Raw genomic sequence first — 24,496 nt, 5'->3', positions numbered from 1 at the left:
ATGATTTCTCCGCGCTTTGTTTTTATCTGTTTGTTTATGACCATGACGTCGGAAGTGTTATTATCACCATTTTATCCACAATATTTTACAAATGCTTTCCATGTAGATGGAGTTGCAATGACGTCTTTTTTTATTATTTGCTGCCGGATTGTGGTCATTGTTATGACTCCTTTATGGGGAATGCTGCTTAAGAAGTGGAAAGTAAAACATATAACCGTAGCGTCACTTCTAATGACAGCCTTAATTAAAGTCATTCTGAGCGAAGTTTCTACTTTTTATGGATTTTTAGCCGCTTCGTTAGTATTACTTGTGTTTCAAAGCAGTTTATATCTTTTGTACCCATATTTAGTAGGCGGCATGAAAAATGGACAGAAAAAGGCAAGTGCTGCAACAACCTATGTATTTATTGTTCATACGGCTATTATTGTCGCTAGCTTGTTTGGAAGTACAATTATTGCTTGGGAAATGCCGCTTAAAGTATATCAGTACTTTGCTTTAGCTGATATGGTACTGGCCTTATGGCTTATAACAAGAAAAGCTTCATCTTTAAAAAAAGAAAAAACACCAGCATACATTCAAAGTATAAACGAGCCTATTTTTTTCTATTTGCTGGCTATTTTCTTTTTTCACCTTGGACACAATGTCATTCGCCCTTATTTTACATTGTTTACAAGTGACACATATGGCATGAGCAGTCAAGGCAGCGCTTTGTTATATGTGATGCCGAGCATTATGGCGATCATCTTAAAGCTTACGGTACCTACAAAGCTATTTAATGGCAAAGTTATACCGCTTTTTTATGGCGTAACGGGTGCTAGTGCTTTACTGCTATGTTTGCAAGCATATGCCGATCATCTCAGCATGTTTATTATAAGTCGAATTTTATATGGAGCCGGATTTTATCTCAGCATGGTTATACTTGATATCTATTTATTTCAAAAAAGCAAAGAAGGAGCTGCTTACTATTACAGCTGGCTTATTGCTGTTCAAAATATTGCCCTGCTGATTGCACCGCTTTTAGCACTAGAAATCAGCAAAGTGAATTTGGCGCTTCCTTTGGCAGCTGGTGCCGCTGCTTTGCTAGCTGCTAGCGCTGTAATGCCGCTGCGTAATAAAACAATCCCTATTCTAAGACAAGTAAAGGAGAATGAAGGATGAAAATCAAACAAACGAATCTTTCCGTATTTAATAAGCAATCATGGGAAAAAGCAAATCGACAGCTTTTAGCTAAAATGCTGCAGGAATTTATGTATGAACATATTATCGCACCGAAGGAACTGCAAAAGCAGGGGGAGATTTCCACCTACCAGTGGGAAGACCACCGGGGTGTTACGTATACATATCAAGCGAAACAGCGATTGTTTGACAGTTTTTCCGTACTGCCAGAAAGTATTAAGCTGACATCTAAAACGTCAACCCCTACATTTTCTGAGGCCTTGCAGCTGTTAATTAGCCTATCTGAAGACAAAGGAATGTCTAGCTCAACCGCAGGCCACTTAGCAAAAGAATATTTTCATACATTAATAGCAGACGTGCATTTGCAAAAACGAAAATCAGCTGATGAATTAGCAGATATGGATTATGCAGAGCTAGAAGGTGAAATGATGGGACATCCTTGGATTACATATAACAAAGGCCGCATCGGATTTGGCTATGATGATTATCTGCGGTTTGCACCTGAGCAAAAACAAAAAATTCAGCTTTCATGGATTGCTGTAGCGAAGCAAATTGCTTCGTTTCATTCATTAGATACCCTCGGCTTTGATGATGTTATGAAGCAGGAGCTAAGCGGCGAGAAGCTAGCTGAATTCGAAAAAGAATTAACAAGCCAAGACCTTTTAGCAGCCGACTATTACTATATTCCCGTCCATGAATGGCAGTGGATGAACGTGATTGTTTCTTTATTCGCTGAATACATTGCAAATAACTTAATTGTTCCGTTAGGAGAAGGTGAAGATCAATACTTGCCTCAGCAGTCGATTCGTACATTTGTGAATACAACAAATCGAGATAAATATCATGTAAAGCTTCCCATGAGTATATTAAATACGCTTGTGTACAGAGGCCTTCCAAGTGAGCGGACGGTAATTGCTCCTCAAGTAACTAAGCACATAAAAGGCATACGAGATCGCGATGCGTTTTTAAAAGATACGTGCAAAGTAGGACTTTTAGGTGAAGTGGCTACGTTAAACGTAACTCAGCCAACGTTTGCTTCTATTAAAAACGCGCCTTATCAGTATTTAGAAATGCTGGGAGTCGTTTGGCGTGAAAGCATCTATCAAGAGTTAGAAGAAGGAGAGTATGCGATTACGCTAGCTGCGCTTTTACATGTTGACAGTAAAGGGAAAGCTTTAGTTTCGTCGTATATAGAAAAGTCGGACTTAACTCCTGCCGAGTGGATCGATGCGTTAACCAGCGCTGTGTTGCCGCCGCTTCTTCATTACTTGTATCAATACGGTACTGTATTTTCCCCGCACGGTCAAAATACGGTATTAGTTCTCAAACATAACAAGCCCGTTCGAATTATTATGAAAGATTTTGTAGATGACGTGAATATTAGCGATCAGCCGTTTGAAGAACTGCAGCAGCTATCTTTTGAATTAAAAGAAGTGCTGCGCAGCGAAGAACCGGAAGGACTGACGCAGTTTATTTTAACAGGGTTATTTGTTTGTCACTTCCGCTATTTAGCAACTATTTTAGAAGAGCATGAAGGCGTAGAAGAAGCGGACTTTTGGAAAAGTGTACGAGCAGAAATTTTACATTATCAAGCATCATTTCCACATTTAAAAAAACGATTTGAACTGTTTGATTTATTACGTCCGACCATTACGAAATTAACGTTAAATCGAAATCGAATGTTTGATTACGGATACGAAGATGACGGAGATCGTCCTCACGCAAGCGAATATGGCAAGGTACGAAATGCCTTGCATGAAGTGAGTGAAAAAGCTGTGCAATAATAAGGAAAAGCCGCTGGTATTGTGCTAGCGGCTTTTTTATGGTTAATTCAAAAGCAGGAAACGAAGGGGATGAGCTGCAGCACTTTAGGAAACACTCATTTTATGTATGTGTAGAATATAAAAGTGAGTGAATAAACGATTTGATGTAGTAGATGTTAGAACAACAAATACACAAGCCGAAGCCAACGTTTCGGCTTTCTTTTGTCAAAGCACTATTTCAATGTCGCATCGCTACAAGGATAATGGTACAATTGTCTGTATATTTAAAAAAAGAGAGGGAATTACATGAAATCGCATATTCAAAAACATTTAACTTCATATAAAGAGAAATATAAAAATCGAGGTCGGCTGCTAATTAGCTGTCCAGACAAACCGGGTATTGTAGCCGCTGTGTCTACGTTTTTACATGAGCACAGTGCAAATATTGTAGAATCAAGTCAACATTCAACGAACCACGAAGGGGGTATGTTTTTTATCCGTTTCGAATTTGAATGTGAGGATTTATTAGCTAAAGAAACAAAACTAGAAGAAAGCTTCAAAAAAATTGCCGATACGTTCTCAATGAACTGGCAGTTTACATATGCTCATAATTTGAAAAAAACAGCTATTTTTGTGTCAAAAGAGCCTCATTGTCTACTAGAGCTGCTGTGGGCATGGGAAAGCGGAGATTTGATGACAGACATCGCTGTCGTTGTGAGCAATCACGAAGATGCGCGCGAAGTGGTTGAATCATTTGGTATACCGTTTAAGCATATACCGGCGACAAAAGACATTCGCCAAGAAGCAGAAGCCAAACAGCTGCAGGTATTAAAAGATTATAATATTGACGTGATTATTTTGGCGCGTTATATGCAAATTTTAACGCCGACTTTTGTGGCTGAAAATCCGTATCGTATCATTAATATTCACCATTCATTCTTACCGGCATTCATTGGAGCACGTCCATATGAACGCGCATATCAACGAGGTGTAAAGTTAATTGGTGCTACGTCTCACTATGTAACGGACGACTTGGATGAAGGACCAATTATTGAACAAGATATTGAACGCGTGAACCACCGTGATGATGCGGATGACTTAAAGAAAAAAGGCCGCTTAATTGAACGTACGGTGCTCGCACGTGCTGTGAAATGGCATTTAGAAGACCGCATTTTAGTGCATGAAAACCGCACAATTGTATTCAATTAACAAAGACTAGGCTATTAAAAAGTAGTTTAGCCGAAGGAAGATCCGAACGATGAATCGAGATTCTTGAGAGAGAATGAAATTCGTTCGGATTTTTTTATGGTCATGGTAAACGTAGATTTAGTTGTTTACTTAGCTCGTGAACACTTATACAATAGAAAAGGACTTTTTAATAAAGGAAGTGTCGGAAGTGAAACAATATCTTGAACTTTGCGAGCATGTGTTAGCAAATGGAACAAAAAAAGAAGATCGGACAGGAACAGGTACAATTAGCACATTTGGCTATCAAATGCGTTTTAATTTACAAGAAGGTTTCCCGGTATTAACGACAAAAAAACTTCATTTGAAATCAATTATTCATGAACTGCTTTGGTTTTTACAAGGAGATACAAACGTTAAGTATTTACAAGATAACGGCGTGCGCATTTGGAATGAATGGGCGGATGAAAACGGGGAACTTGGACCTGTGTATGGTCATCAGTGGCGTTCATGGCCAACTCCGGACGGAGAAAAAATTGATCAAATTACAAATGTTATCAATCAAATTAAAAACAACCCTGATTCTCGCCGCTTAATGGTAAGCGCCTGGAATGTGTCTGATGTAGACAATATGGCTTTACCGCCGTGTCACTGCTTATTTCAGTTTTACGTAGCGGACGGCAAATTGTCTTGTCAATTGTATCAGCGCTCAGCTGATATTTTCCTAGGCGTACCGTTTAATATTGCTTCATATGCGCTGCTTACAATGATGGTGGCACAAGTGTGTGATTTAGAGCCAGGTGATTTTGTTCATACGTTTGGCGATGCGCATATTTACAGCAATCACATTGAACAAGTAAACCTGCAGTTAACGCGTGAGCCTCATGCTTTGCCAAAAATGAAAATCAATCCAGACGTAAAGTCAATTTTTGACTTTAAATTTGAAGACTTTGAGTTAGTAGATTATAATGCGCATCCTCACATCAAAGGAGCTGTGAGCGTATGATTTCCCTCATTGTCGCAATGGATCAAAACAGGCTGATCGGTAAAGAAAATGATTTGCCATGGCGTCTTCCTGAAGATTTAAAGTATTTCAAGCGCATCACAACGAGTCATACGATTGTAATGGGAAGAAAAACATTTGAATCAATTGGGCGCCCGCTTCCTAATCGCGAAAATGTGGTTCTTACGCGTCAAAAAGATTATCAACAAGAAGGAACAACCGTTATTCATTCAGTTGAGGAACTAGAAGCATTAGATGCTGAAAAAGAAGACGAGCTCTTCGTGATTGGCGGAGCTACTCTGTATGAGCAAACATTAGACGTTGCAAACCGACTTTATATTACGCATATTGAAGAATCCTTTGAAGGAGATACACATTTTCCTGCGATTGATTTGAGCGAATGGAAAGTTATTTCGAAGCAGCAAGGAATTAAAGATGAAAAAAATCCCTACACGTATTATTTTACCGTATACGAGCGAAGCTGATGGCTTTTGTTTATAAAAAACGCGAGCCTGGTACAAAAGTATGTCAGTTGAAGAAAGATCCGAACGTTGAATCGTTCGGATCTTTTCATTATGAGGGTGAAGGTAGATTTCATGTATGTAGGTGCTTTTAGCAGGTGATTGGAGGCTCACCGCCCGCCCGCGGAAAGCGAAGCCTTGCATGGAAATCAACTGCGGTGTAACAAGCGCCCCCTACTAGCTAGCACCTATATTCCATTTATTCGTCTTTAGATTGATTTCGTTATGTTTCAATCTCTTTTTATATTGATTTTAATTGCTTCATCATTTCGTGGAAAGCCGCTGGGCTCACAAACTGTTCAGAGCTCCAGTTAGCTTCAATCCATTGAATCAGCTCGCTTGGTGTGTTAAAAACTTCTCCGCTCGTATCTGCTTTGCGAAGCATGTATCTACCGTTTTCTTCATCTGCAACTATTTCGCACGGAACGGCACTTTCATGACTTTGAAGCGAAAACTCCATTTATTCCACAACCTTTCTTGATTTATACCTGTTATCGCATCAGCTGCATGTAGAAAGTATGGGCAATTTTGTAAGTCTATTTAGCGTTTGCTAAACATATGTAAAGTATGTGGACAGTAAAATAGTTGGAAAAGTTTTTTTAGTTATTATTAATGAAAAATAATGATTTTTCTAAATTTTTTGTGATATAATGTACAAATTAATAATGGTAGAAGAGGAAGGAAGTTGGTTATGAAACAACAAGTAGATAATCGAACAAAACACGTACATTTAGAGGACATCATGATTGCAAATCAATTGATTAAAGATGTTGTTGTGCATACACCACTACAGCGTAATGACGTTTTGTCTGAACGATATGAATGTAATATCTATTTAAAACGTGAGGATTTACAGGTGGTGCGCTCATTTAAAATTCGTGGTGCGTACAATCGAATCAAAAAGTTATCCCCAGAAGAATTAGAAAATGGAATTGCCTGTGCAAGTGCAGGAAACCACGCACAAGGTGTAGCATATGCGTGCCGTCATTTAAATATCGATGGTAAAATCTTTATGCCGAGCACAACGCCGCGCCAAAAAATTAATCAAGTGAAATTTTTAGGCAAAGATAACGTAAAGGTCGTACTAATCGGAGATACGTTTGATGATTCTTATGAACAAGCTATTGCGTGCAGTGAAGAGGAACATCGAACATTTATTCACCCATTTAATGATGTAGACGTTATTGCAGGACAGGGTACAGTAGCCGTTGAAATGTTCAATGACTGTGAAGATGAAATTGACTACGTATTTGCGGGTATCGGCGGGGGCGGATTAATTTCCGGTGTCGGCACATACGTAAAAAGCATCTCGCCTCAAACAGCTGTGATTGGGGTAGAACCAGCAGGCGCGCCTGGCATGCAGACATCTTTAGCAAATGGAAATGTAGTGACGCTACCGGCAATCGATCCATTTGTAGACGGAGCAGCTGTTAAAACAGTTGGAACGCTTCCGTATGACATCAGTAAAGAACTTGTGGACGATATTGTAGTTGTTCCTGAAGGCAAGGTTTGTACAACCATTTTATCTCTATACAATGAAAATGCGATTGTAGCAGAACCAGCAGGAGCTCTTTCGATTGCTGCTCTTGACTCATACCGTGAGCAAATTAAAGGGAAAACGGTTGTTTGCGTCATCAGCGGAGGAAACAATGACATTGGACGCATGCAAGAAATCAAAGAACGTTCGATGATTTATGAAGGATTACAGCATTATTTTATCGTTAATTTTCCTCAGCGCGCAGGAGCTCTTCGTGAATTTCTAGACGAAGTGCTTGGACCGACAGACGATATTTCGCGCTTTGAGTATACGAAAAAGAATAACAAAGACAGTGGACCAGCACTCGTAGGAATCGAGCTTAAGCATAAAGAAGATTATTATCCACTGATTAATCGTATGGATAAAAAAGGATTCCCTTATACAGAAATTAATAAAGAAAGCAACTTGTTTCACTTATTTATTTAAATAGAAGGTCATTTTAAAAAGGAATGCTTCATCAACTGTCGAATAAGTTGATGAAGCATTTTTATTTTAAAAATATTTGTATTTTCTTTTTATTTTATCAAGACAGAAAGTGCCTCAAGCATTATAATAAAATAAACGGGTAAAAAGAGGGTTGATCGCCTTGCTATTAAAAAGCCTTGAATTTAAACATGTCAGTGGTCAAAAAGTAAAAATTACTGAAATTCCAGTTTTAGAGGAAAATAGCACGTTTCGGTTCATGTTATCTGCAAAACTTGATTTATTTATTAGACAAATCACGAACGAATCAGTTCCGAAGCAAACCTACTCGTTTCAAGAATATTTAAAACGCGTGTTGAAATGGAAAGATTACGAACAGCTCTTTAAGTCTCATGTATTAAAACATAATGCATAAACGTAAAAGTTGACTTTTCTGAATATTTCAGCAGAGTCAACTTTTTTTTTGTTAATATAAAAGGTTGAAGATGCGTTTTATGAATTAGCAAAACTTGCATTCTATTATAACTATATTGTTGTAAGCGTTCATGTTATACTAGTCTGCAATGCATCTTATAGGGGTGAACACATGGCGAAAATTAAAGTGGTAACGGATTCAACAATTGATTTAACGTTGGAAGAAGCTGAAAAGTACGGTATTGAGATGATACCTTTATGTATTAACATTGATAATGAAACGTATTTAGATCGCGTGGAATTAACGCCGACAGATTTTATTGAAAAAATGAAAAATTCAAAAGAATTACCGAAAAGCTCTCAGCCAGCTATTGGTTCTTTTGTTGAAGTATATGAACGATTAGTTAGTGAAGGGTATGACGTCATTTCGATTCATATGACTGGGGGAATGAGCGGAACTGTTCGAGCAGCTGAAAGCGCGGCTCAAATGGTAGAAGGAAACATCACCGTTGTTGATTCTATGTACATTACAAAAGCTCTTTCGTTTCAAGTCTTTGAAGCGGTGAAAATGATTGAAGATGGGCATACAGTAGAAGAAATTGTCACGCGCTTGGAAGAGGTGCGTCAAAATACGAATCTTTTTGTCGTAGTTGATACGCTTGAAAATTTGGTTAAAGGTGGACGTATTGGACGAGGAAAAGGATTGATCGGTTCTCTTTTAAATATTAAGCCGATTGCTTCTCTAGCTGACGGAGTATATACTCCTGTTGCTAAAGTGCGCAGCCATTCTCAAGTTGTTAAGTTTTTAACAAAACAGTTCGAAGAGCATACAGAAGGAAAAAGTATTAAAGGAGTAGGGCTAGTACATGCAGATGGATTTGGACTCGCCTCTAAATTAAAAGAATCAATTGTGAAGGCAAGGGGCTATACGCAATTTTCAATTGAAGATACGACGCCTATTATCTCGACGCATACAGGTATTGGTGCAATTGGTTTTATGTATTTTGCTGAATAAAGTGGGTTGCTTTTTGCAAGTCACTTTTTTGGTTTTCTCTTTTTTGGAAAAAGGGGAAAGAGAAGTGGACGAACGTATGATATAATAGAATCAACTTTCTACCAGCGAATGCTGTGCTGGTTACTATTCTTTTGAATCCGGAGTATACCGATGAAAAAATATATTCGAAATTTGAGTGTGTTTAACAAAACGGTTTTATTTTCTACTTTAATTGTAGTTGCCCTTGGAGTCATTTCTTTAGCCATTAGCTATCAAGTTCAAAAAAAGATGGCAAAAGAGACACTAACGCAGCACGCGTTAATTATGGCTGATTTATGGAGGGAGTCTTTATCTAAACAAGACGTAATAGCAGCAGTGGATTCAAGGAACGGGACGATTCCTGAAAAAGACGAGCTAGAAAAGCAGTTTAGAAAGATTTATGAATTGCATCCGTCGTACTTGCAGGGATATATTATGACGACCGAAAAATTCAAGTCGCATGGAAATAAGATTATCGTAACAGCGAATAAGAAAATTAAGCAATCACTAGAGCCGTCCATGATTTATTATGGAGGAGAAGAATTTTACAAATCATTTAAGCAAGCAGAACAAGAAAAGAAGAATATCGTAACATCTACATACAAAGACGAATTCGGGACGTGGATAACCGTTTTATCGCCTATTACAAACAGCTCTGGAAAAGTCGTGGCTATTCTTGGTGTAGATATGGATGCAAGCGCTATCTATATCTACCAAAAACGTTTAATTGTGGCTTTGATCGTTGCGTTTACGATTTTGTTTACCTTCATTATTGTTATTCAAGACTGGGGACTAAGGCGATTAATGTCGCCCCTAGGGGAATTAATAGAAGGAATTCAAGCAGTAAGTCAAGGGAAGTTTGATGTGAAGCTGACACATGAAAATGATTCTGAGTTAGGGAATGTACACACAAGATTTAATGAAATGACCGAGCGGCTTCAGCAGCTTTTTCAACAAGTGTCAGCAACAAAAGAACAGCTGAACGTAGAAACGAATTTCAGTCATTCAAAAGATGGAATTGCTAAAGCGATTGATGAATTAGAAGTTATTATGGAAAAAACGAGGATGCAAAAGGAATTGCAGCGAGCAGAGAAAATGAATGCAATTGGTCAATTAGCTGCTTCTGTAGCGCATGAAATTCGAAATCCTATGACGGTGGTAAAAGGGTTTTTGCAGCTGTTTCAAGATAACACAAAGCTTTCAAACACTGAATTAAGTTACATTCATCTTATGATTAACGAAATGGACAGAGCGGAAGCGATTATTCATGACTATTTATCTTTAGCCAAGCCGGATGTTCATCAGCATCGTTTTATTAACTGCTTAGAGTGTGTTACAAGCTTAGTAGACTTATTATCTTCTTATGCTTTGTTAACAAACAATATACTCATAGAATTAGACGCAAAAGAAGAGATGTATGTTCGCGGCAGCCGAAACGAATTGAATCAAGTTCTGCTTAATATTATGAAAAATGGAATTGAAGCTATGAGAGCTGGAGGAACGCTTCGAGTAGGACTTTACAAGCGAGAAGGGCATGTACATATTCAAATTGAAGATACTGGTATAGGCATGACCAGTGAACAAGTGAACCGGCTGGGAACAGCGTTTTATTCTTTAAAAGAAAAAGGAACAGGGATTGGTCTAATGGTTTCTTATCAGCTGGTCGAACAAATGAATGGAAGAATTGAAGTGGAAAGCATACCAGGAAAAGGTTCAACGTTTACCTTGATTTTCCCTAGCTATGACTAAACTTTAACCGTGCAGGAGGAACATATGAAAAGCTGGTCTTATAAATTGTTTTTTTTACTGTTCATTAGTTGTATGATGTTAGCAGCCTGTGGTTCCAAAATAGAAAATCCGCTTAATTGGAAGATGGACTCTTTTTCTTACGTTAACCAAGATCAAAAGAAAGTAGGGCTAAGTCAGCTGAAAGGGAGCGTCTGGATAGCTAACTTTATCTTCACAAGCTGCGAAACCGTATGTCCCCCAATGACGGCTCATATGGCTAAATTACAAAAAATGGCCAAGGATGAAGGGCTGAATGTTCGCTTTGTTTCATTTAGCGTAGACCCTGAAGTCGATACTCCACCAAAAATGAAGGACTATGCGACTAAATTTGGCGCTGATTTTTCGAATTGGGATTTCTTAACGGGGTATAAACAAGCAGAAATTGAGAAGTTTGCGCTGGACCAATTTAAAACGATTGTGAAAAAGCCGCAAGAAAATCCGCAGGTTATTCACGGTACAGATTTTTTTCTAATTGACAAAGATGGAGTCGTTCAAAAATCTTATCAGGGAGTGACTGACCCTCCTTATGAAGATATGTTAAAAGATATCAAAACCCTTCAGTAAGAGCTATAAATCCGTCAAAACTATCCGTCAAACACAGCTATCTTTATAGTGATGTGTTAGCGGATATTTTTATGAAAGAAACATGCTTATCCTTTTTTTTACATATACTATATATAAGAAACGTAGTAAAATATCAACTTGACATAGTATGATAAGATATAAAGATATAGTTATTCAGAGCGGTAAGCAGTATTGCTTGTGACAGCGAGAATACAGCATAGTTAGTAGGTGTTATGATGAGAAAATGGAAAAGTATAGTGATAAGCAGTATAAGTGCGGTGGTGTTAGCAAGCTGTTCGACGACGACTTTTTTGCCAACGGACAATAAAGAAGAAGCCGTTCAGAAAGAAGTGGATTTAACACCTAAAAAGCATATTCCGAAAGGATTTTTTCCTGTAGATTTAGATATTGTAGCCATTGGTGACTCATTAACAGAAGGAGTAGGAGATGAGTCTAAAAAAGGCGGTTATGTACCATACTTAACTAAATACCTTTCTAAACAAAATGAAGTGCAAAATGTACGAACAGAGAATCTAGGTAAAAGAGGAAATCGGACGGATCAGCTATTAGCGAGGTTAAATCAGCCGGGAGTAGCAGCTGAAGTATCAAGAGCAGACATCGTTTTCTTGACGATTGGCGGCAATGACGTGATGAAAGTGGTAAGAGATTACTTTTACAATATCTCAATTAAGACGTTTGAATCACAGCAGTCAAAATATGAAAAACGTCTAAATGACGTGTTTTCACGTATACGTAAGCTGAACCCTAATGCTCATATTTATTTAATCGGTTTTTATAATCCATTCTTTAAATCGTTAAGTGATGTGAAAGAAATTAATGTTGTTATTAATGAATGGAATGCGGCAAGCGAGAAAATTGCTTCTCAATATGATAATGTAAGTTATGTAAAAATTGATGATATTTTTTATGATTCTGACGTAAATTTATTAGGGAAAGACGAGTTTCACCCTAATAAAAAAGGGTACAAACTAATGGCTGAACGCATTAGTAAATCAATGGAGGAAGAAGATCCTCTCGTTGGAGACCAGAAAAAGGAAACAGCAGAAGAAGTTACATCTGATGAAAAAGAGAAAAACACGAAAGAGAGTGGGAACGAGTAAGGAGATTGTTATATGAAGAAGTGGAAAACCCTATTTATCGCGTTATTAGGGATTAATGTTCTAGGGGCTATCCTTATTATTGCGTTTATTTTTCAACCGGTTGACAAGGCCAATCCAACTCCCTCTGAAAAAGTAGAAGGAGACGCAGAACTAACAATTTTGGCTAAAAAAGCCGACTTAAATGTACTGATTGATAAATATTTAAAAAAAGAATTTAAGAATCAGCCGCTTAACTACAAAATTACTCTTACTGATGTAGTAAGAGTAGACGGTACGATTCAAGTATTCGGCGATGATATTAATATTCGAATGACATTTGATCCAATCGTACAAAAAAATGGAGATATTGTGCTTGAACAGCAGTCGCTTTCTGTTGGAAAGCTGCAGCTTCCTGTCCGCACAGTTCTTCGATACGTAAATAATAACTTTGCGCTACCAGAATGGGTAACGATCGATCCAAAGAATGAATCAGTATACGTAGCGTTACAGCAGATGAAGTTAGAGAGTGATTTTGCTGTAAAAGTACAAAAGTTTGATTTAAAAAATGATGATATTCGCGTACGTTTAATTTCGCGCAGTGAATAAAAAAACCTTCCAATTTGGAAGGTTTTTTTCGTTAACGATCTTGGGAAATCAGTGCTTCTAATGCAGGACGGTTCTTAGCAAATCCGACGGCATATACCGTATATGTTCGATTCGGACGAAGGTTCAGTGCCGGGATTTCGAGTACTACATTTTTGGTTCCTGCTATGCGCACACTAAGTTGAACATGCATGGGGGACAAAGGCAAATATTTTGTGACTTCTTTAAACTGCACTCCAGAAAAAATGACGTCTCCGCCTCTAGCCGCAATATCCACAGCAGGAGCATCAGGAGAAAGATGAACAAATCGAAGCTTTGTTTCTCCACTTGGCACATCCGTATTGTCATAGATAAATAATAAATCAAGCTTGTTTAGCTCATCTACCGCCGCTACCGTGTAATTTTGGTTTCCTTCAAATGTAAATGATTCCGTTAAAACAGGTCTTCCCGTTTCTCCAGCGGGATAAATAGAAATTGTATATCTTCCAGGTTCTTGTAATTCAATATAATCTGTTTCTTGTTTATAAGTTAAATTGCGAATCACTCGTTTGTTGTTAATATAAATATCTACAGATGGAGAATCTGGAGAAGCGTGAAGTATACGAATTTGCGGCGGATTTACGCGCAGATTCGTATTTTCAGAAGAAGTTAAGATGGCCTGCTGGATATAGTACAAATGCTTTTGATAATAATGAATATGCTTAGATGGATCACTATACTTATAGTAGTTAGCTAGAAAATCGTATTTCATTGCTTTTTTAATATATTGATCAAAGGAATAATTAGCCATATGTTCAGCTCCCTTATTGTCGGAGTATAAAAACATTTCCATACGTAACCAAACATATGCTCAAACTCATAATTTATGCCGATCACTGATCACTCCCGAGACCTCCAAGAAGAAACAATGAGCCAAATGCCCTCTATGTGCATATACTGAATCAAATTATTGACTGAAGGCTTATTGTACGACCGAATTTAGTATAGGAAAAAGGAGTGAGAGCATGCGCGATTTTTATGCTCGGATGCTACGGTTAATTATGTTAAGTTTTTTACTGCTGCTACTTTTAATTCAATTTACAGAGCGCTCTACTTCATTTAATCACATTACCCCCGTGCTAAATAAAGTAACCGAGCGAATTGAGCTGATTACCTATGATCAATAAATGTATGTTTTCCGCGTTTCGATATGTACTTGTTCTTTATGCAATTTGCTTTACATTTGTATTTGTTAGTACAGTTCCAAGCCTATTTGGTTTCACCGTGACCGTTCAAGAAACGGATTATCACCACCTGCATCGCGGAGATATAGTTGTCTTTAGAGACGAATCATCTTCTTCAAAAAATGAACTTGTACTGGCCCATAATCAAGAGCTTGATGTACTGGTTACAGCTCAAAGAGATTCTTTGCCTGCTTCTTTTAAAGTGATTGGAAGCTACGCATACCATCTCCCCTATATAGGGGTCATTATTGAGTTTATGAAAAATTTTACTACGTTACTGGTGATGGGAAGTATTTTACTTTTGTTGTTTTCGTATACGCTGCAGCCTAAAAGGCGAATATGGCGTAAGAGAAAGTGAAAAATGGGCGAATGCACATACAGGACAATCAACTAACGCATATAAAGTACAGTGTACGAAATGAAAAAAACAAGAGGAGAGATTGCTATGTATAACTACGATTGTTACGACCCATGCCATCACGGAGGCTATCACCACCTGTATGATACTTGCCATTATCCAATTAGCTATCCAATTGGCGGTTATCATCATTGTGGAACGGGCCAGTCATTTGCATTAATTGTTGTGCTATTTATTTTATTAATCATCATTGGCTGTACTTGTTTTTGCTGATTAGGCCTCATTTGCTCGCATGTGCGAGCTTTTTATAACAGATGGAAAAGGACAAACTTACATATAAATTGTTTAAATAATAAAAAAATTTTGCCAAATCAACATTTACCATATTATACTATAGCTAGTAACTCAATAAGCGAAGGTGAATATATGGAAAAGGAAAAAGTATTTCAACAGCTATTTTCAATGTCATTTACACCAATGCTCGTAATGAATATGGATGGAGATATCCAAATTTTAAATGAAGCGTGCTGCCACCTTTTTAAAACGACGGAGGAACGACTTCTTTCCTGTAATGTATTTGAAGAGCCAAATCGCTTTTTTATTGAAAAGCATGAAGTGGAACCGTTAAGAAAGCAAGAGGAAGAAGTTGTTTTACTTAAGAAAAAAGTAGATCAGCAGTTTCCGATGCACATCCATATTCAGCGCACGGAAGGGGATATTCCGCTCTTAGTTGTTCAGTGGAAAGAGTTTTCCTCAAGTATTGAAAAGCAAGAGGAAGTCATTCGGAAAATGAAGCAATATAAGCAGTTTGTCCAGCAAAGCCAAGATGCATTTATTGTAACAAGAGAAGGCAGAATTCAATATTTGAATCCCGCTGGTGTTAAACTTCTTGGCGGCGAGAAAAAAGAAGAGTATATCGGGCGTCCTTGGCTTCATTTTATTCATCCCGAACATTTAGAAATCGTAAAAGAACGAATGGTTCAGCTAATGAACGGAATGTCGGTGAGGCCGCGTGTTGATGTGAAACTATTGACTAAAAAAGGAGTCGTCATTATTGAATCTTCGGCAACCAAAATTAAGTTTGAAGGACAGGATGCCATTCAGTATATTATTCGCGACGTAACGGATCGAAAAAAATATGATGAAATGGCAAGCAAATCTGAAAAGCTTACAATGGTGAGCAAGTTAGCGGCAGGAGTAGCACATGAAATTCGTAATCCAATGACGGCGATTAAAGGGTTTATTCAGCTGTTAAAAGCATCAAAACAGTATAATGAAGAATACAATGATATTATGCTTGAAGAATTGAATCGCGTCGAATCCATTATTCAAGAATTTTTAACGCTGGCCAAGCCTAAAATTGAAAATTCATACCACCCAAAAAGTCTCAATCAAATCATCCGTCACGTGACATTACTATTAGATACACACGCCAATTATAAAAACTGTCGTATTATTAATGAAATTAGTGATGAGATTACAATCTTTTGTGAAGAAAATGCGCTTAAACAAGTTTTTATTAATTTAATTCAAAATGCGCTTGAGTCAATGAGCAAAGGTACAGTTAAAGTCACCGTTGAGAAAAGAAATGAATACGGCATGGTCATTATCGAGGATGAAGGCTGTGGAATTGATGAGCAATCTTTAGCCCGGCTAGGTGAACCGTTTTATTCTACGAAACAAACAGGAACGGGGCTAGGGTTAATGATTAGCTACCGAATAATCGAACAGCATCAAGGGCATATTTCATTTGCGAGTAAAGTAGGAGTAGGAACAAAAGTAGAAATTGCTCTTCCGTATATTAAAGAACCAGTGAACATTTCATAGCGCTTGCTATTCGTTCACTGGTTTTTATTTGATTGAAATAAAAACGAATGTTTTTTTATTTTTTTATTTTAATGTTCGTGTATATTGTTGACTAAAGGGTTTGTTTTTGATATATTATCAAATGGCTAGAAAATAACCGAATGATAATAAAAAAAGAAAATTCGGTCAATAACTTTTATCTTTTACCCGAAGAAAAAAGATGATGGGAGAATGTACAATGAACTCAAATTATGATGTTATTGTGGTAGGGGCAGGACCCGCTGGGATTTTTACTTGCTATGAGTTAACGTTAAAATTACCGGAAGCAACTATTTTATTAATCGATAAAGGACACGATATCTATCGACGTAATTGTCCGATTCTTCAGAAAAAAATTGAAAAATGTCCGCCTGCGGTTGGCAAAAAAGAGTTTGCTGGCTGTTTGCCTGCTTGTTCTATCACAAATGGTTTCGGTGGAGCCGGCGCATATTCAGATGGAAAATTTAATATCACAAGTGAATTTGGAGGCTGGATGACGGATTATCTGTCTGAATCACAGGTGGTAGATTTAATTAAATACGTGGATGAAATTAATTTAAAACACGGAGCAACCGATACGATTACGGATCCGTTAACTGATAAAGTTCGTGAAATTGAAAAACGCGGATACGCAGCAGGATTAAAGCTATTGCGTGCCCAAGTGCGTCATTTAGGAACAGAGCAAAATTTAGAAATTTTAAAAAGCATTTATGAATATTTAAAAGAAAAAATTGATATGCAGTATAAAACGGAAGTAGCCGATTTAATAACAGAAAAAGAAGATGGTCAGCATATCGTGCGCGGTATTGAATTGAAAAATGGTGAAAGAATTACGGCTGATAAAGTGGTGGTTTCACCAGGTCGAGACGGCTCGAAGTGGATGAGCGACTTACTAAAAAAACGTCGTTTAAAAATGATTAACAATCAAGTGGACATCGGCGTTCGAGTAGAAACATCCAACGTTGTTATGGAAGAAATCAACAAGCACTTGTACGAAGGGAAATTCATTTACAATACGTCCGTAGGTACAAGAGTTAGAACGTTTTGCAGCAATCCTTCAGGACATGTGGTAGTAGAGAATCATTCAGGTATTATGTTAGCAAATGGACACGCATACAAAGATCCGAAGCTTGGAAGTCAAAATACGAACTTTGCGCTGCTTGTTTCTCATAAATTTTCGGATCCATTTGATCAGCCGAACGAATATGCGCACGAAGTATCAAGATTAGCTAATATGCTGTCAAACGGGGGCTTAGTTGTTCAAAAGTATGGAGATATTTTAAAGGGCCGTCGTTCAACAGCGACTCGAATTAAAGAGGGCTTTTTAGAACCAACGTTAAAAGAAGCTGTACCGGGTGACTTAGGCTTAGTGCTTCCTTACAATACGATGAAAAGCTTAATTGAAATGACAGAAGCACTGGATCATGTAACGCCTGGGTTAGCATCTGAACATACGCTGTTTTACGGTGTGGAAGCGAAATTTTACTCAGCCCGTCCGAAGTTAAATGATAAGTTTGAAACTGAAATTTCCGGTTTATACGTGGGAGGAGACGGAGCTGGTATTACGCGAGGACTCGCGCAGGCAAGTGCGTGCGGTGTGTGGGTAGCGCGTGACATTGTTGAAAAATTAAAGAATCGCAAAGCAAGTTCTGAACCTGTTACTGTATAAAAAAAGAGGCCGTCACGGCCTCTTTTTTTATATGTGTTAAATAACGAAAGCGAATAAGTAAAAAGTAAAGAACTTATACCCATACCCCTCCAACTCCGATAGTTTTATATGATAATTACTCGCTCCTTTTTTAAAAGGTATTACGGCATCCATATTTCTATCGTGAGCAGAATTAAATAGAATAAGGCGAATTGACAATGTCCATTTATTTCTATCAACAAATTCAGTGAAATTTTAGAGAATTTATATCAAGCAATACAAGGATAAAATCAACAGTTGGAAAGAGTTATTTTTTGTTGAGTAAAATATTTATGAAAGCAGTAAAGTACGCGGATATTAGAATAATTATGCAAATTTATGAATGTAATTTAATGAAAAGAAAGTTCACTTTACAAACTATTTTTTGAATTAATTTTTTATCCATTAGATTTTAAGTCTTGTTAAATAACTGTTTGTGGTTTATTGAAATATGATGTAAATATTTTGAAATATAACAATGCTCAACTTTTTATGATAAAATCCTGCATTATTTTTGAATAAAAACTTGACAGAAACATATAAAATGAATTTTAATTAAAGTAAGAATTATTATCATGCAAAAATATTAAAGAAAATTATTTGCTTAATCTCTTTTGTTTTATAAGAGAACGGGGGACCCATATTTGTGCGTAGTGTACTTGGGGTGAATCTTGAATAAATCAAGTAGGGTAACTCACGTACCCGAATCCGACAGCTAACTCCGTAAGCATTCAGTGAGGGAATAACAGGTCTATGAAACCATGATATTCTCATGGTTTTTTGTATAGATAAAAATATTCCTAAACTATTAATCTGAAAATTTTTAATATATTGTATATTTTGAGTGTTATCGCTCTCAATGCATGGTAAAATAAGTATGGTAGTTAGAATCATTCTAATATAATTTATTTGCGGGAGGTAAATCTATGAAGCTATCGACAAAGATTATTATCGCGCTGATTGCTGGTGCTGTTGTGGGAGTGTTGATCAATGCTTTTGCTCCAAGTGCTTTTGCTCCGCTGGACAAGTACTTGTTTACACCGCTTGGCCAAATTTTCTTAAGCTTAATTAAAATGCTTGTTGTACCAATTGTGTTTTTCTCTATCACGTTAGGTGTAGCAGGTTTAGGAGATCCTAAAAAACTAGGAAGAATCGGGGCTAAAACAGTTTCCTACTTCCTAGTTACAACAACCGTTGCTATTATTATTGGTTTAATTTTAGCGTATGCAATTAAACCGGGTACGTTTGGATCTTTTGATACAAAAAACGCTTCTTTTGAAGCCGAAAAAGCACCGCCGGTTGGAGAGACATTCTTAAATATGATTCCAGTCAACCCAATCCAAGCGATGGCTGAAGGGAATATGCTTCAACTTATCGTTTTCTCTATCTTTATCGGTTTTGGTATTACGATGCTTGGAAATAAAACAAAAGGGCTTTACAATTTACTTGAGCAAGGCAATGAATTGATGATGTATCTTGTAAATCTAGTGATGAAGTTTGCTCCTTACGGAACATTTGGACTTCTTGCAACCGCGGTTGGAAGTCAAGGCTGGGAGGCAATTAAAGCGATGGGGCTGTACATGATTGTAGTCGTGCTCGCACTGTTTATCCATTCGATTGTAACATATGGAGGATCAGTCGCTCTTATGGCGAGACGTAACCCTATTGAATTTTTTAAAGGTTTTGCTCCTGCGATGACAGTTGGATTCAGTACATCAAGCAGTAATGCAACGCTTCCGATTTCAATGAATGTGGCTCAAAAAAACCTTCGTGTCCCGGAGTCCATCAGCAGTTTTGTTCAGCCGTTAGGTGCTACCATTAACATGGACGGGACGGCAATTATGCAAGGTGTAGCGACTATTTTTATTGCACAAGTATACGGTGTTGACCTGTCGCTGGGTGCTCTTGTGACGGTTGTATTGACAGCGGTGCTTGCTAGTATTGGTACAGCAGGTGTGCCGGGAGTTGGTCTCATTATGCTAGCAATGGTATTGAGTTCGGTTGGCTTGCCTGTAGCAGGTATCGGATTGATTATTGGAATTGATCGCTTGCTTGACATGCTTCGTACATCTGTAAATATTACGGGAGACGCTGCGTGTGCCGTTATTGTGGCTGAGTCAGAAGCAAAGCGTATCGATAAATCTGTAACGCAATCAGCTTAATAAGCGTAAAAGCTCTAGCTATATGCTAGGGCTTTTTTTATTGGCAAGAAACTCTTCGTTTCAGCATACAGTTTAATAAGAGTGTATGTTTGAAAGGAGAGTGCGGAAATGAATAAAACTCATGTAATAAAGCCGCTGCTCGACGACGACTACCCAGTTATTTCATATGGAAAAGGAATTTATTTGTACGACCAAGATGGAAAAAGGTACATAGATGCTTCGTCGGGGGCAGTTACAGCAAGTATCGGACACGGCGTAAAAGAAATTATTGATGCGATGACCGATCAGGCACAGAAAGTTGCGTTTGTATATCGGTCGCAGTTTACAAGTGATCCAACAGAAGCCTTAGCTAAGAAACTATGTGAATTAAGCAGCAATCATTTCCAGTGGAGCTTTTTTGTTAACAGCGGGACAGAAGCGACTGAAACGGCTATGAAAACGGCAATTCAGCATTTTCAAGAGCAAGGAAAGCCAACCAAAACAAAGGTTTTGTCACGCTGGATGAGCTATCACGGTATTACAATAGGAGCTCTGTCTATGTCAGGGCACGTTGGAAGACGAAAACGCTTTTCGTCTTTGCTTGAAGATTATCCTTCGGTTTCGCCTCCTTATTGCTATCGATGTCCGTTTCATCAAACCTATCCATCCTGTAATCTTGCTTGTGCACACGAATTGGAAACAGTTATCAAACGAACCGGCCCTGAACATATTGCTGCTTTTATTACCGAGCCCATTGTAGGAGCAGCCGGAGCAGCCCTTACACCTCCTCCTGGCTATTATGAAGTGATAAGAGAAATTTGTGATAAATATGATGTGTTATGGATTGCGGATGAAGTCATGACGGGAGTTGGGCGTACAGGCGTGATGTTTGCATATGAGCACTGGGGAGTTAAACCAGACATTATGACGCTTGGAAAAGGAGTGGGAGCAGGATATACACCAATAGCCGTTACGTTAGCTAGCAGCAAAACGATTGAACCTATTATGAACGGATCCAAATTAATTATGAGCGGACATACGCTAAGCGCTAATCCGCTGTCATCCGCTGTAGGGATAGCTGTTTTAAGCTATATTGAAAAGCATGATCTTGTTCAAGAAGCAGCGCTGAAAGGAGACTATTTAGTAGGGAAATTGAAGAAACTTCAGCTTCTTTACCCTATCATTGGGGACATACGTGGTAAAGGCTTATTAGTTGGTCTTGAGCTTGTGCAAAATCCAAAAACGAAGGAGCCTTTTTCATCCTCTGAAAATATGACAACGCGCGTAATAAGTAAAGCCCAAAAAAATGGTCTTCTCCTTTATCCTTCGCAAGCAGGAACAGACGGAGTCGAAGGAGACGGTATTATTATTGCGCCACCATTTACGATTACTCATCGTCAACTTGATGAAGCGGTCGATCTGCTTTCGAAAACATTGCATGAAGTGCAAAATGAAAAACAGGGAAATGAGGTGGAATGAGTGACAAAGGTCGAAAACTCATTTCAAAAGATTACAACTGTGGAACAAGCGATTGAATACGTGGATCATGCTGCTACGCTGATGATAGGAGGGTTTGGAGGAGTAGGCAGCCCGCCTTCTCTCATTGACGGTCTTATTGAAAGCGGAAAATCAAATTTTACATTGATATGTAATGATTCAGGCTTTCCTCATATTGGTGCGGGAAAATTGGTAAGCCAAGGAAGAATTCAAAAGCTGATCGCTTCTCATATTGGATCGAACCCAGTGGCTGGAACGCTGATGACAGAAGAAAAGCTGAAAGTTGAGTTTTCTCCTCAAGGAACGCTTGCTGAACGGATTCGAGCGGGAGGAGTTGGACTCGGAGGAGTACTGATTGATGTAGGAATTGAAAATGACATTATTCAATTTGGAAAAGAAAAAGTGGAAGTAGACGGCAAGACATTTTTAGTTGAAAAACCACTCACAGCCGATGTAGCTTTTGTATATGCAAAAAAAGCAGATCCATTCGGCAACTTGCTTTATGATAAAAGCGCTCGAAACACTAATCCATTAATGGCTATGGCAGGTCGTATCACTATTGCTGAAGTGGATGAAATCGTTCCTCTTGGGGACATTGACCCAGAGAACGTGATAACGTCAGGTGTATTTGTGGATTATATTGTCCCTTCAAAAGGAGTGAATTGGAAATGGGTTTGGGAATAGATATTCGTCATCGTATTGCAAAACGTGCTGCGGCTGAAATCAAAAACGGCATGATTGTTAATTTAGGGATTGGCATTCCTTCTCTTATTCCTAATTATGTACCAAGCGCTGTTCATGTGATGTTTCATGCTGAAAACGGAATTTTAGGGTTAGGATCTTCGCCTCCTTTGGGTGAAGAAGATGAGAATGTCTGCAATGCAGCAGGCTATCCAACAACTACCGTTCACGGGGCTTCATACTGTGATAGTGCTACAGCCTTCGCGATGATTCGAAAAGGATACGTCGATATGACCATTCTTGGCGCGTTAGAAGTGAGTGAAAAAGGGGATTTAGCTAATTGGATTGTGCCAGGTAAGCGAGTTCCTGGGATGGGAGGAGCGATGGAATTAGCTCAAAAAGCGAAAAAAGTCATTGTGCTAATGAATCATACGAGCAAGACAGGAGAACCGAAGCTGGTTAAGACGTGCTCTTTACCTCTGACTGCTTCGGGCTGCGTGGGATTAGTTATTACAGATAGGGCGGTTTTTAAAGTAGAAAAAGATGCGCTTCTTCTAACAGAGTTAATGTCTCCTTATACCGTAGAGGATATTTTGAGTTCAACAGAAGCGACAGTTCGCCTGAGTGATCAATTGATTACGATACCATAAGGAGGACCCTTACATGAACATACAGCAATCTATTCATAACTGGATGACAGAGCATCGTCAAAGTGCAGTGCGTTTACTCAAGCGTTTCGTAGAAGAAGCAAGCGTACAAGGTTCTGAAAAGCATGCGCAGGCAATTGTCATTGAACGCCTTCGACAGCTGCAGTTAGATATTGATATATGGGAACCGGATGAAAAAATACTTCGCAGCCATGAAGCTTTTGCCTCCAATCGTTCTACTTTTCGAGATAGTCCAAATGTGGTAGGCGTGTTAAAAGGGAAAGGTGGAGGGAAATCCATCATTTTGAATGGGCACATTGATGTAGTACCACCCGGAGATCTTTCACAGTGGACGGAAGACCCTTATACGGCTGTTGTAAAAGATGGAAACTTATATGGACGCGGAGCAACGGATATGAAAGGAGGAAATGTGTCATTACTTTTAGCTATTCAAGCGTTGAAAGAGCTAGATATTTCACTAAAAGGAGATGTTATTTTTCAAAGCGTAGTAGAAGAGGAAAGCGGAGGTGCAGGAACACTTTCCTGTGTACTTAGAGGGTACAAAGCAGATGGTGCCATTATTCCAGAACCAACCAACATGAAGATCTTCCCTAAACAGCAAGGCTCCATGTGGTTTCGAGTCACCGTGCATGGAGTAGCAGCACATGGAGGGACTCGGTATGAAGGCGTGAGTGCGATTGAAAAAGCAGCTGTGGTGCTTAAACATATTGAGGGTCTTGAAAAAGAGAGAAACAGCCGAATTACCGATCCGCTCTATAATAAAATTCCCATTCCCGTGCCGATTAATATCGGAAATATACAAGGAGGAACGTGGCCTTCTTCAGTCGCTGATCAAGTAATATTAGAAGGCAGGATAGGAGTTGCTCCGCATGAAAAAATGAAAAATGTCAGAGCAGAAATGAAATCCTGGCTTGAACTTTTGCATCAGCGTGATGAGTGGTTTGCTGAGCACCCTGTCGACTTGGAATGGTTTGGGGCCCACTGGCTTCCCGGTGAAATTGAATTGGAGCATCCGCTTATGACCTCTCTTTCGTCCTCTTTTTATCAAGTGAAACAGAATCAGCCGATCATTGAAGCATCTCCTTGGGGAACGGACGGAGGGATACTGTCACAAGTAGGGGATATTCCAACAGTTGTTTTTGGACCGGGAGTAACAGAAGTGGCCCACTTTCCGAATGAGTATATTTGTATTCAAACGATGCTTGACGCAGCGGAAATTATTGCTCTCACTGTAGCAGACTGGTGCAGTATTGCAGACTAAGCTAAAAAGGGAGAGGATACAAACA

General features: G+C 38.5%; 24 protein-coding genes and 1 riboswitch. Of the genes, 22 read left to right on the top strand and 2 right to left on the bottom strand.

What is annotated here, in order from left to right:
* The 5 genes from AC1D0Y_RS01440 to AC1D0Y_RS01420 all read left to right on the top strand — a co-directional run bounded on the left by AC1D0Y_RS01440 (nucleotide 1) and on the right by AC1D0Y_RS01420 (nucleotide 5,612).
* A complete protein-coding gene (locus tag AC1D0Y_RS01440; RefSeq protein WP_098249166.1) occupies nucleotides 1–1,158 on the top strand; it encodes an MFS transporter in 1,158 nt (385 codons plus the stop codon).
* Nucleotides 1,155–2,960, top strand: coding sequence for an IucA/IucC family protein (locus AC1D0Y_RS01435; protein WP_477707305.1), 1,806 nt, complete (start codon nucleotides 1,155–1,157; stop codon nucleotides 2,958–2,960). Before AC1D0Y_RS01440 ends, AC1D0Y_RS01435 begins: the two co-directional genes overlap by 4 nt.
* A 285-nt stretch (nucleotides 2,961–3,245) precedes the next feature.
* Nucleotides 3,246–4,148, top strand: a complete 903-nt coding sequence (purU, locus tag AC1D0Y_RS01430) for a formyltetrahydrofolate deformylase (protein ID WP_060746815.1) — start codon at nucleotides 3,246–3,248, stop codon at nucleotides 4,146–4,148.
* Nucleotides 4,149–4,335: 187 nt separating this feature from the next.
* Nucleotides 4,336–5,130, top strand: coding sequence for a thymidylate synthase (locus AC1D0Y_RS01425; protein ID WP_013058746.1), 795 nt, complete (start codon nucleotides 4,336–4,338; stop codon nucleotides 5,128–5,130).
* The gene (locus tag AC1D0Y_RS01420) at nucleotides 5,127–5,612 is read left to right on the top strand and encodes a dihydrofolate reductase (RefSeq protein ID WP_050691566.1); all 486 of its coding nucleotides are present in this window, start codon (nucleotides 5,127–5,129) and stop codon (nucleotides 5,610–5,612) included. Before AC1D0Y_RS01425 ends, AC1D0Y_RS01420 begins: the two co-directional genes overlap by 4 nt.
* A gap of 277 nt (nucleotides 5,613–5,889) precedes the next feature.
* Here the strand turns inward: AC1D0Y_RS01420 and AC1D0Y_RS01415 are convergent, their stop codons facing one another.
* Entirely contained in the window at nucleotides 5,890–6,108 is a 219-nt protein-coding gene (locus AC1D0Y_RS01415) for a hypothetical protein (protein ID WP_028410891.1), read from the bottom strand.
* A gap of 231 nt (nucleotides 6,109–6,339) precedes the next feature.
* Here AC1D0Y_RS01415 and ilvA point away from each other — a divergent pair, with 231 nt between their 5' ends.
* From ilvA to AC1D0Y_RS01380, 7 genes are all read left to right on the top strand, one after another.
* Entirely contained in the window at nucleotides 6,340–7,611 is a 1,272-nt protein-coding gene (ilvA, locus tag AC1D0Y_RS01410) for a threonine ammonia-lyase IlvA (RefSeq protein WP_013084697.1), read from the top strand.
* A gap of 160 nt (nucleotides 7,612–7,771) precedes the next feature.
* On the top strand, nucleotides 7,772–8,023 hold the full coding sequence (locus tag AC1D0Y_RS01405) for a YpmP family protein (protein ID WP_013058743.1): 252 nt from the start codon (nucleotides 7,772–7,774) through the stop codon (nucleotides 8,021–8,023).
* Nucleotides 8,024–8,194: 171 nt separating this feature from the next.
* Nucleotides 8,195–9,037 carry a DegV family protein gene (locus AC1D0Y_RS01400; protein ID WP_098249163.1) on the top strand — a complete coding sequence of 281 codons (843 nt, stop codon included), beginning with the start codon at nucleotides 8,195–8,197 and terminating at the stop codon, nucleotides 9,035–9,037.
* Nucleotides 9,038–9,187: 150 nt separating this feature from the next.
* Nucleotides 9,188–10,804, top strand: a complete 1,617-nt coding sequence (locus AC1D0Y_RS01395; RefSeq protein ID WP_253351793.1) for an ATP-binding protein — start codon at nucleotides 9,188–9,190, stop codon at nucleotides 10,802–10,804.
* A 24-nt stretch (nucleotides 10,805–10,828) separates the two neighbouring features.
* On the top strand, nucleotides 10,829–11,407 hold the full coding sequence (locus AC1D0Y_RS01390) for an SCO family protein (RefSeq protein ID WP_028410894.1): 579 nt from the start codon (nucleotides 10,829–10,831) through the stop codon (nucleotides 11,405–11,407).
* Nucleotides 11,408–11,643: 236 nt separating this feature from the next.
* Nucleotides 11,644–12,528: an SGNH/GDSL hydrolase family protein gene (locus AC1D0Y_RS01385; RefSeq protein WP_028410895.1), complete on the top strand. Its 885-nt coding sequence runs from the start codon at nucleotides 11,644–11,646 to the stop codon at nucleotides 12,526–12,528.
* A 12-nt stretch (nucleotides 12,529–12,540) separates the two neighbouring features.
* Nucleotides 12,541–13,113 (top strand): YpmS family protein, encoded by a 573-nt coding sequence (locus AC1D0Y_RS01380; protein WP_013058738.1) that lies wholly within the window; start codon nucleotides 12,541–12,543, stop codon nucleotides 13,111–13,113.
* Nucleotides 13,114–13,144: 31 nt separating this feature from the next.
* On the opposite strand, the gene AC1D0Y_RS01375 is transcribed toward AC1D0Y_RS01380, so the two are convergent.
* Nucleotides 13,145–13,900, bottom strand: a complete 756-nt coding sequence (locus AC1D0Y_RS01375; RefSeq protein WP_014458542.1) for a DUF4397 domain-containing protein — start codon at nucleotides 13,898–13,900, stop codon at nucleotides 13,145–13,147.
* A gap of 214 nt (nucleotides 13,901–14,114) precedes the next feature.
* On the opposite strand from AC1D0Y_RS01375, the gene AC1D0Y_RS01370 reads away from it, so the two are divergent.
* From AC1D0Y_RS01370 to AC1D0Y_RS01325, 10 genes are all read left to right on the top strand, one after another.
* Nucleotides 14,115–14,276, top strand: a complete 162-nt coding sequence (locus tag AC1D0Y_RS01370; protein WP_169305181.1) for a hypothetical protein — start codon at nucleotides 14,115–14,117, stop codon at nucleotides 14,274–14,276.
* The gene (locus AC1D0Y_RS01365) at nucleotides 14,266–14,691 is read left to right on the top strand and encodes a hypothetical protein (RefSeq protein ID WP_251626428.1); all 426 of its coding nucleotides are present in this window, start codon (nucleotides 14,266–14,268) and stop codon (nucleotides 14,689–14,691) included. The genes AC1D0Y_RS01370 and AC1D0Y_RS01365 overlap by 11 nt, the downstream gene beginning before the upstream one ends.
* Nucleotides 14,692–14,778: 87 nt before the next feature.
* Nucleotides 14,779–14,964 (top strand): YjcZ family sporulation protein, encoded by a 186-nt coding sequence (locus AC1D0Y_RS01360; RefSeq protein WP_075419415.1) that lies wholly within the window; start codon nucleotides 14,779–14,781, stop codon nucleotides 14,962–14,964.
* A gap of 153 nt (nucleotides 14,965–15,117) precedes the next feature.
* The gene (locus tag AC1D0Y_RS01355; protein ID WP_013058734.1) at nucleotides 15,118–16,518 is read left to right on the top strand and encodes an ATP-binding protein; all 1,401 of its coding nucleotides are present in this window, start codon (nucleotides 15,118–15,120) and stop codon (nucleotides 16,516–16,518) included.
* Between the two features lie 217 nt (nucleotides 16,519–16,735).
* Complete coding sequence (locus tag AC1D0Y_RS01350; RefSeq protein ID WP_013084690.1) at nucleotides 16,736–18,205, top strand: NAD(P)/FAD-dependent oxidoreductase; 1,470 nt, start codon at nucleotides 16,736–16,738, stop codon at nucleotides 18,203–18,205.
* A 609-nt stretch (nucleotides 18,206–18,814) separates the two neighbouring features.
* Nucleotides 18,815–18,969, top strand: a riboswitch (cyclic di-AMP (ydaO/yuaA leader).
* Nucleotides 18,970–19,149: 180 nt separating this feature from the next.
* The gene (locus tag AC1D0Y_RS01345) at nucleotides 19,150–20,385 is read left to right on the top strand and encodes a dicarboxylate/amino acid:cation symporter (RefSeq protein WP_028410897.1); all 1,236 of its coding nucleotides are present in this window, start codon (nucleotides 19,150–19,152) and stop codon (nucleotides 20,383–20,385) included.
* Nucleotides 20,386–20,493: 108 nt separating this feature from the next.
* Entirely contained in the window at nucleotides 20,494–21,843 is a 1,350-nt protein-coding gene (locus AC1D0Y_RS01340; RefSeq protein WP_060746810.1) for an aspartate aminotransferase family protein, read from the top strand.
* The gene (locus tag AC1D0Y_RS01335; protein ID WP_477707304.1) at nucleotides 21,844–22,545 is read left to right on the top strand and encodes a CoA transferase subunit A; all 702 of its coding nucleotides are present in this window, start codon (nucleotides 21,844–21,846) and stop codon (nucleotides 22,543–22,545) included.
* Nucleotides 22,530–23,192 carry a 3-oxoacid CoA-transferase subunit B gene (locus tag AC1D0Y_RS01330; protein WP_028410899.1) on the top strand — a complete coding sequence of 221 codons (663 nt, stop codon included), beginning with the start codon at nucleotides 22,530–22,532 and terminating at the stop codon, nucleotides 23,190–23,192. The genes AC1D0Y_RS01335 and AC1D0Y_RS01330 overlap by 16 nt, the downstream gene beginning before the upstream one ends.
* 13 nt (nucleotides 23,193–23,205) lie before the next feature.
* The gene (locus AC1D0Y_RS01325; protein WP_060746809.1) at nucleotides 23,206–24,471 is read left to right on the top strand and encodes a peptidase; all 1,266 of its coding nucleotides are present in this window, start codon (nucleotides 23,206–23,208) and stop codon (nucleotides 24,469–24,471) included.
* Nucleotides 24,472–24,496 lie beyond the last annotated feature (25 nt).

The organism is Priestia sp. P1_B12_1 (genome assembly GCF_056406695.1).
The sequence above is the reverse complement of the archived record's forward strand: the minus strand, read 5'-3'. Positions and strand labels throughout refer to the sequence as shown.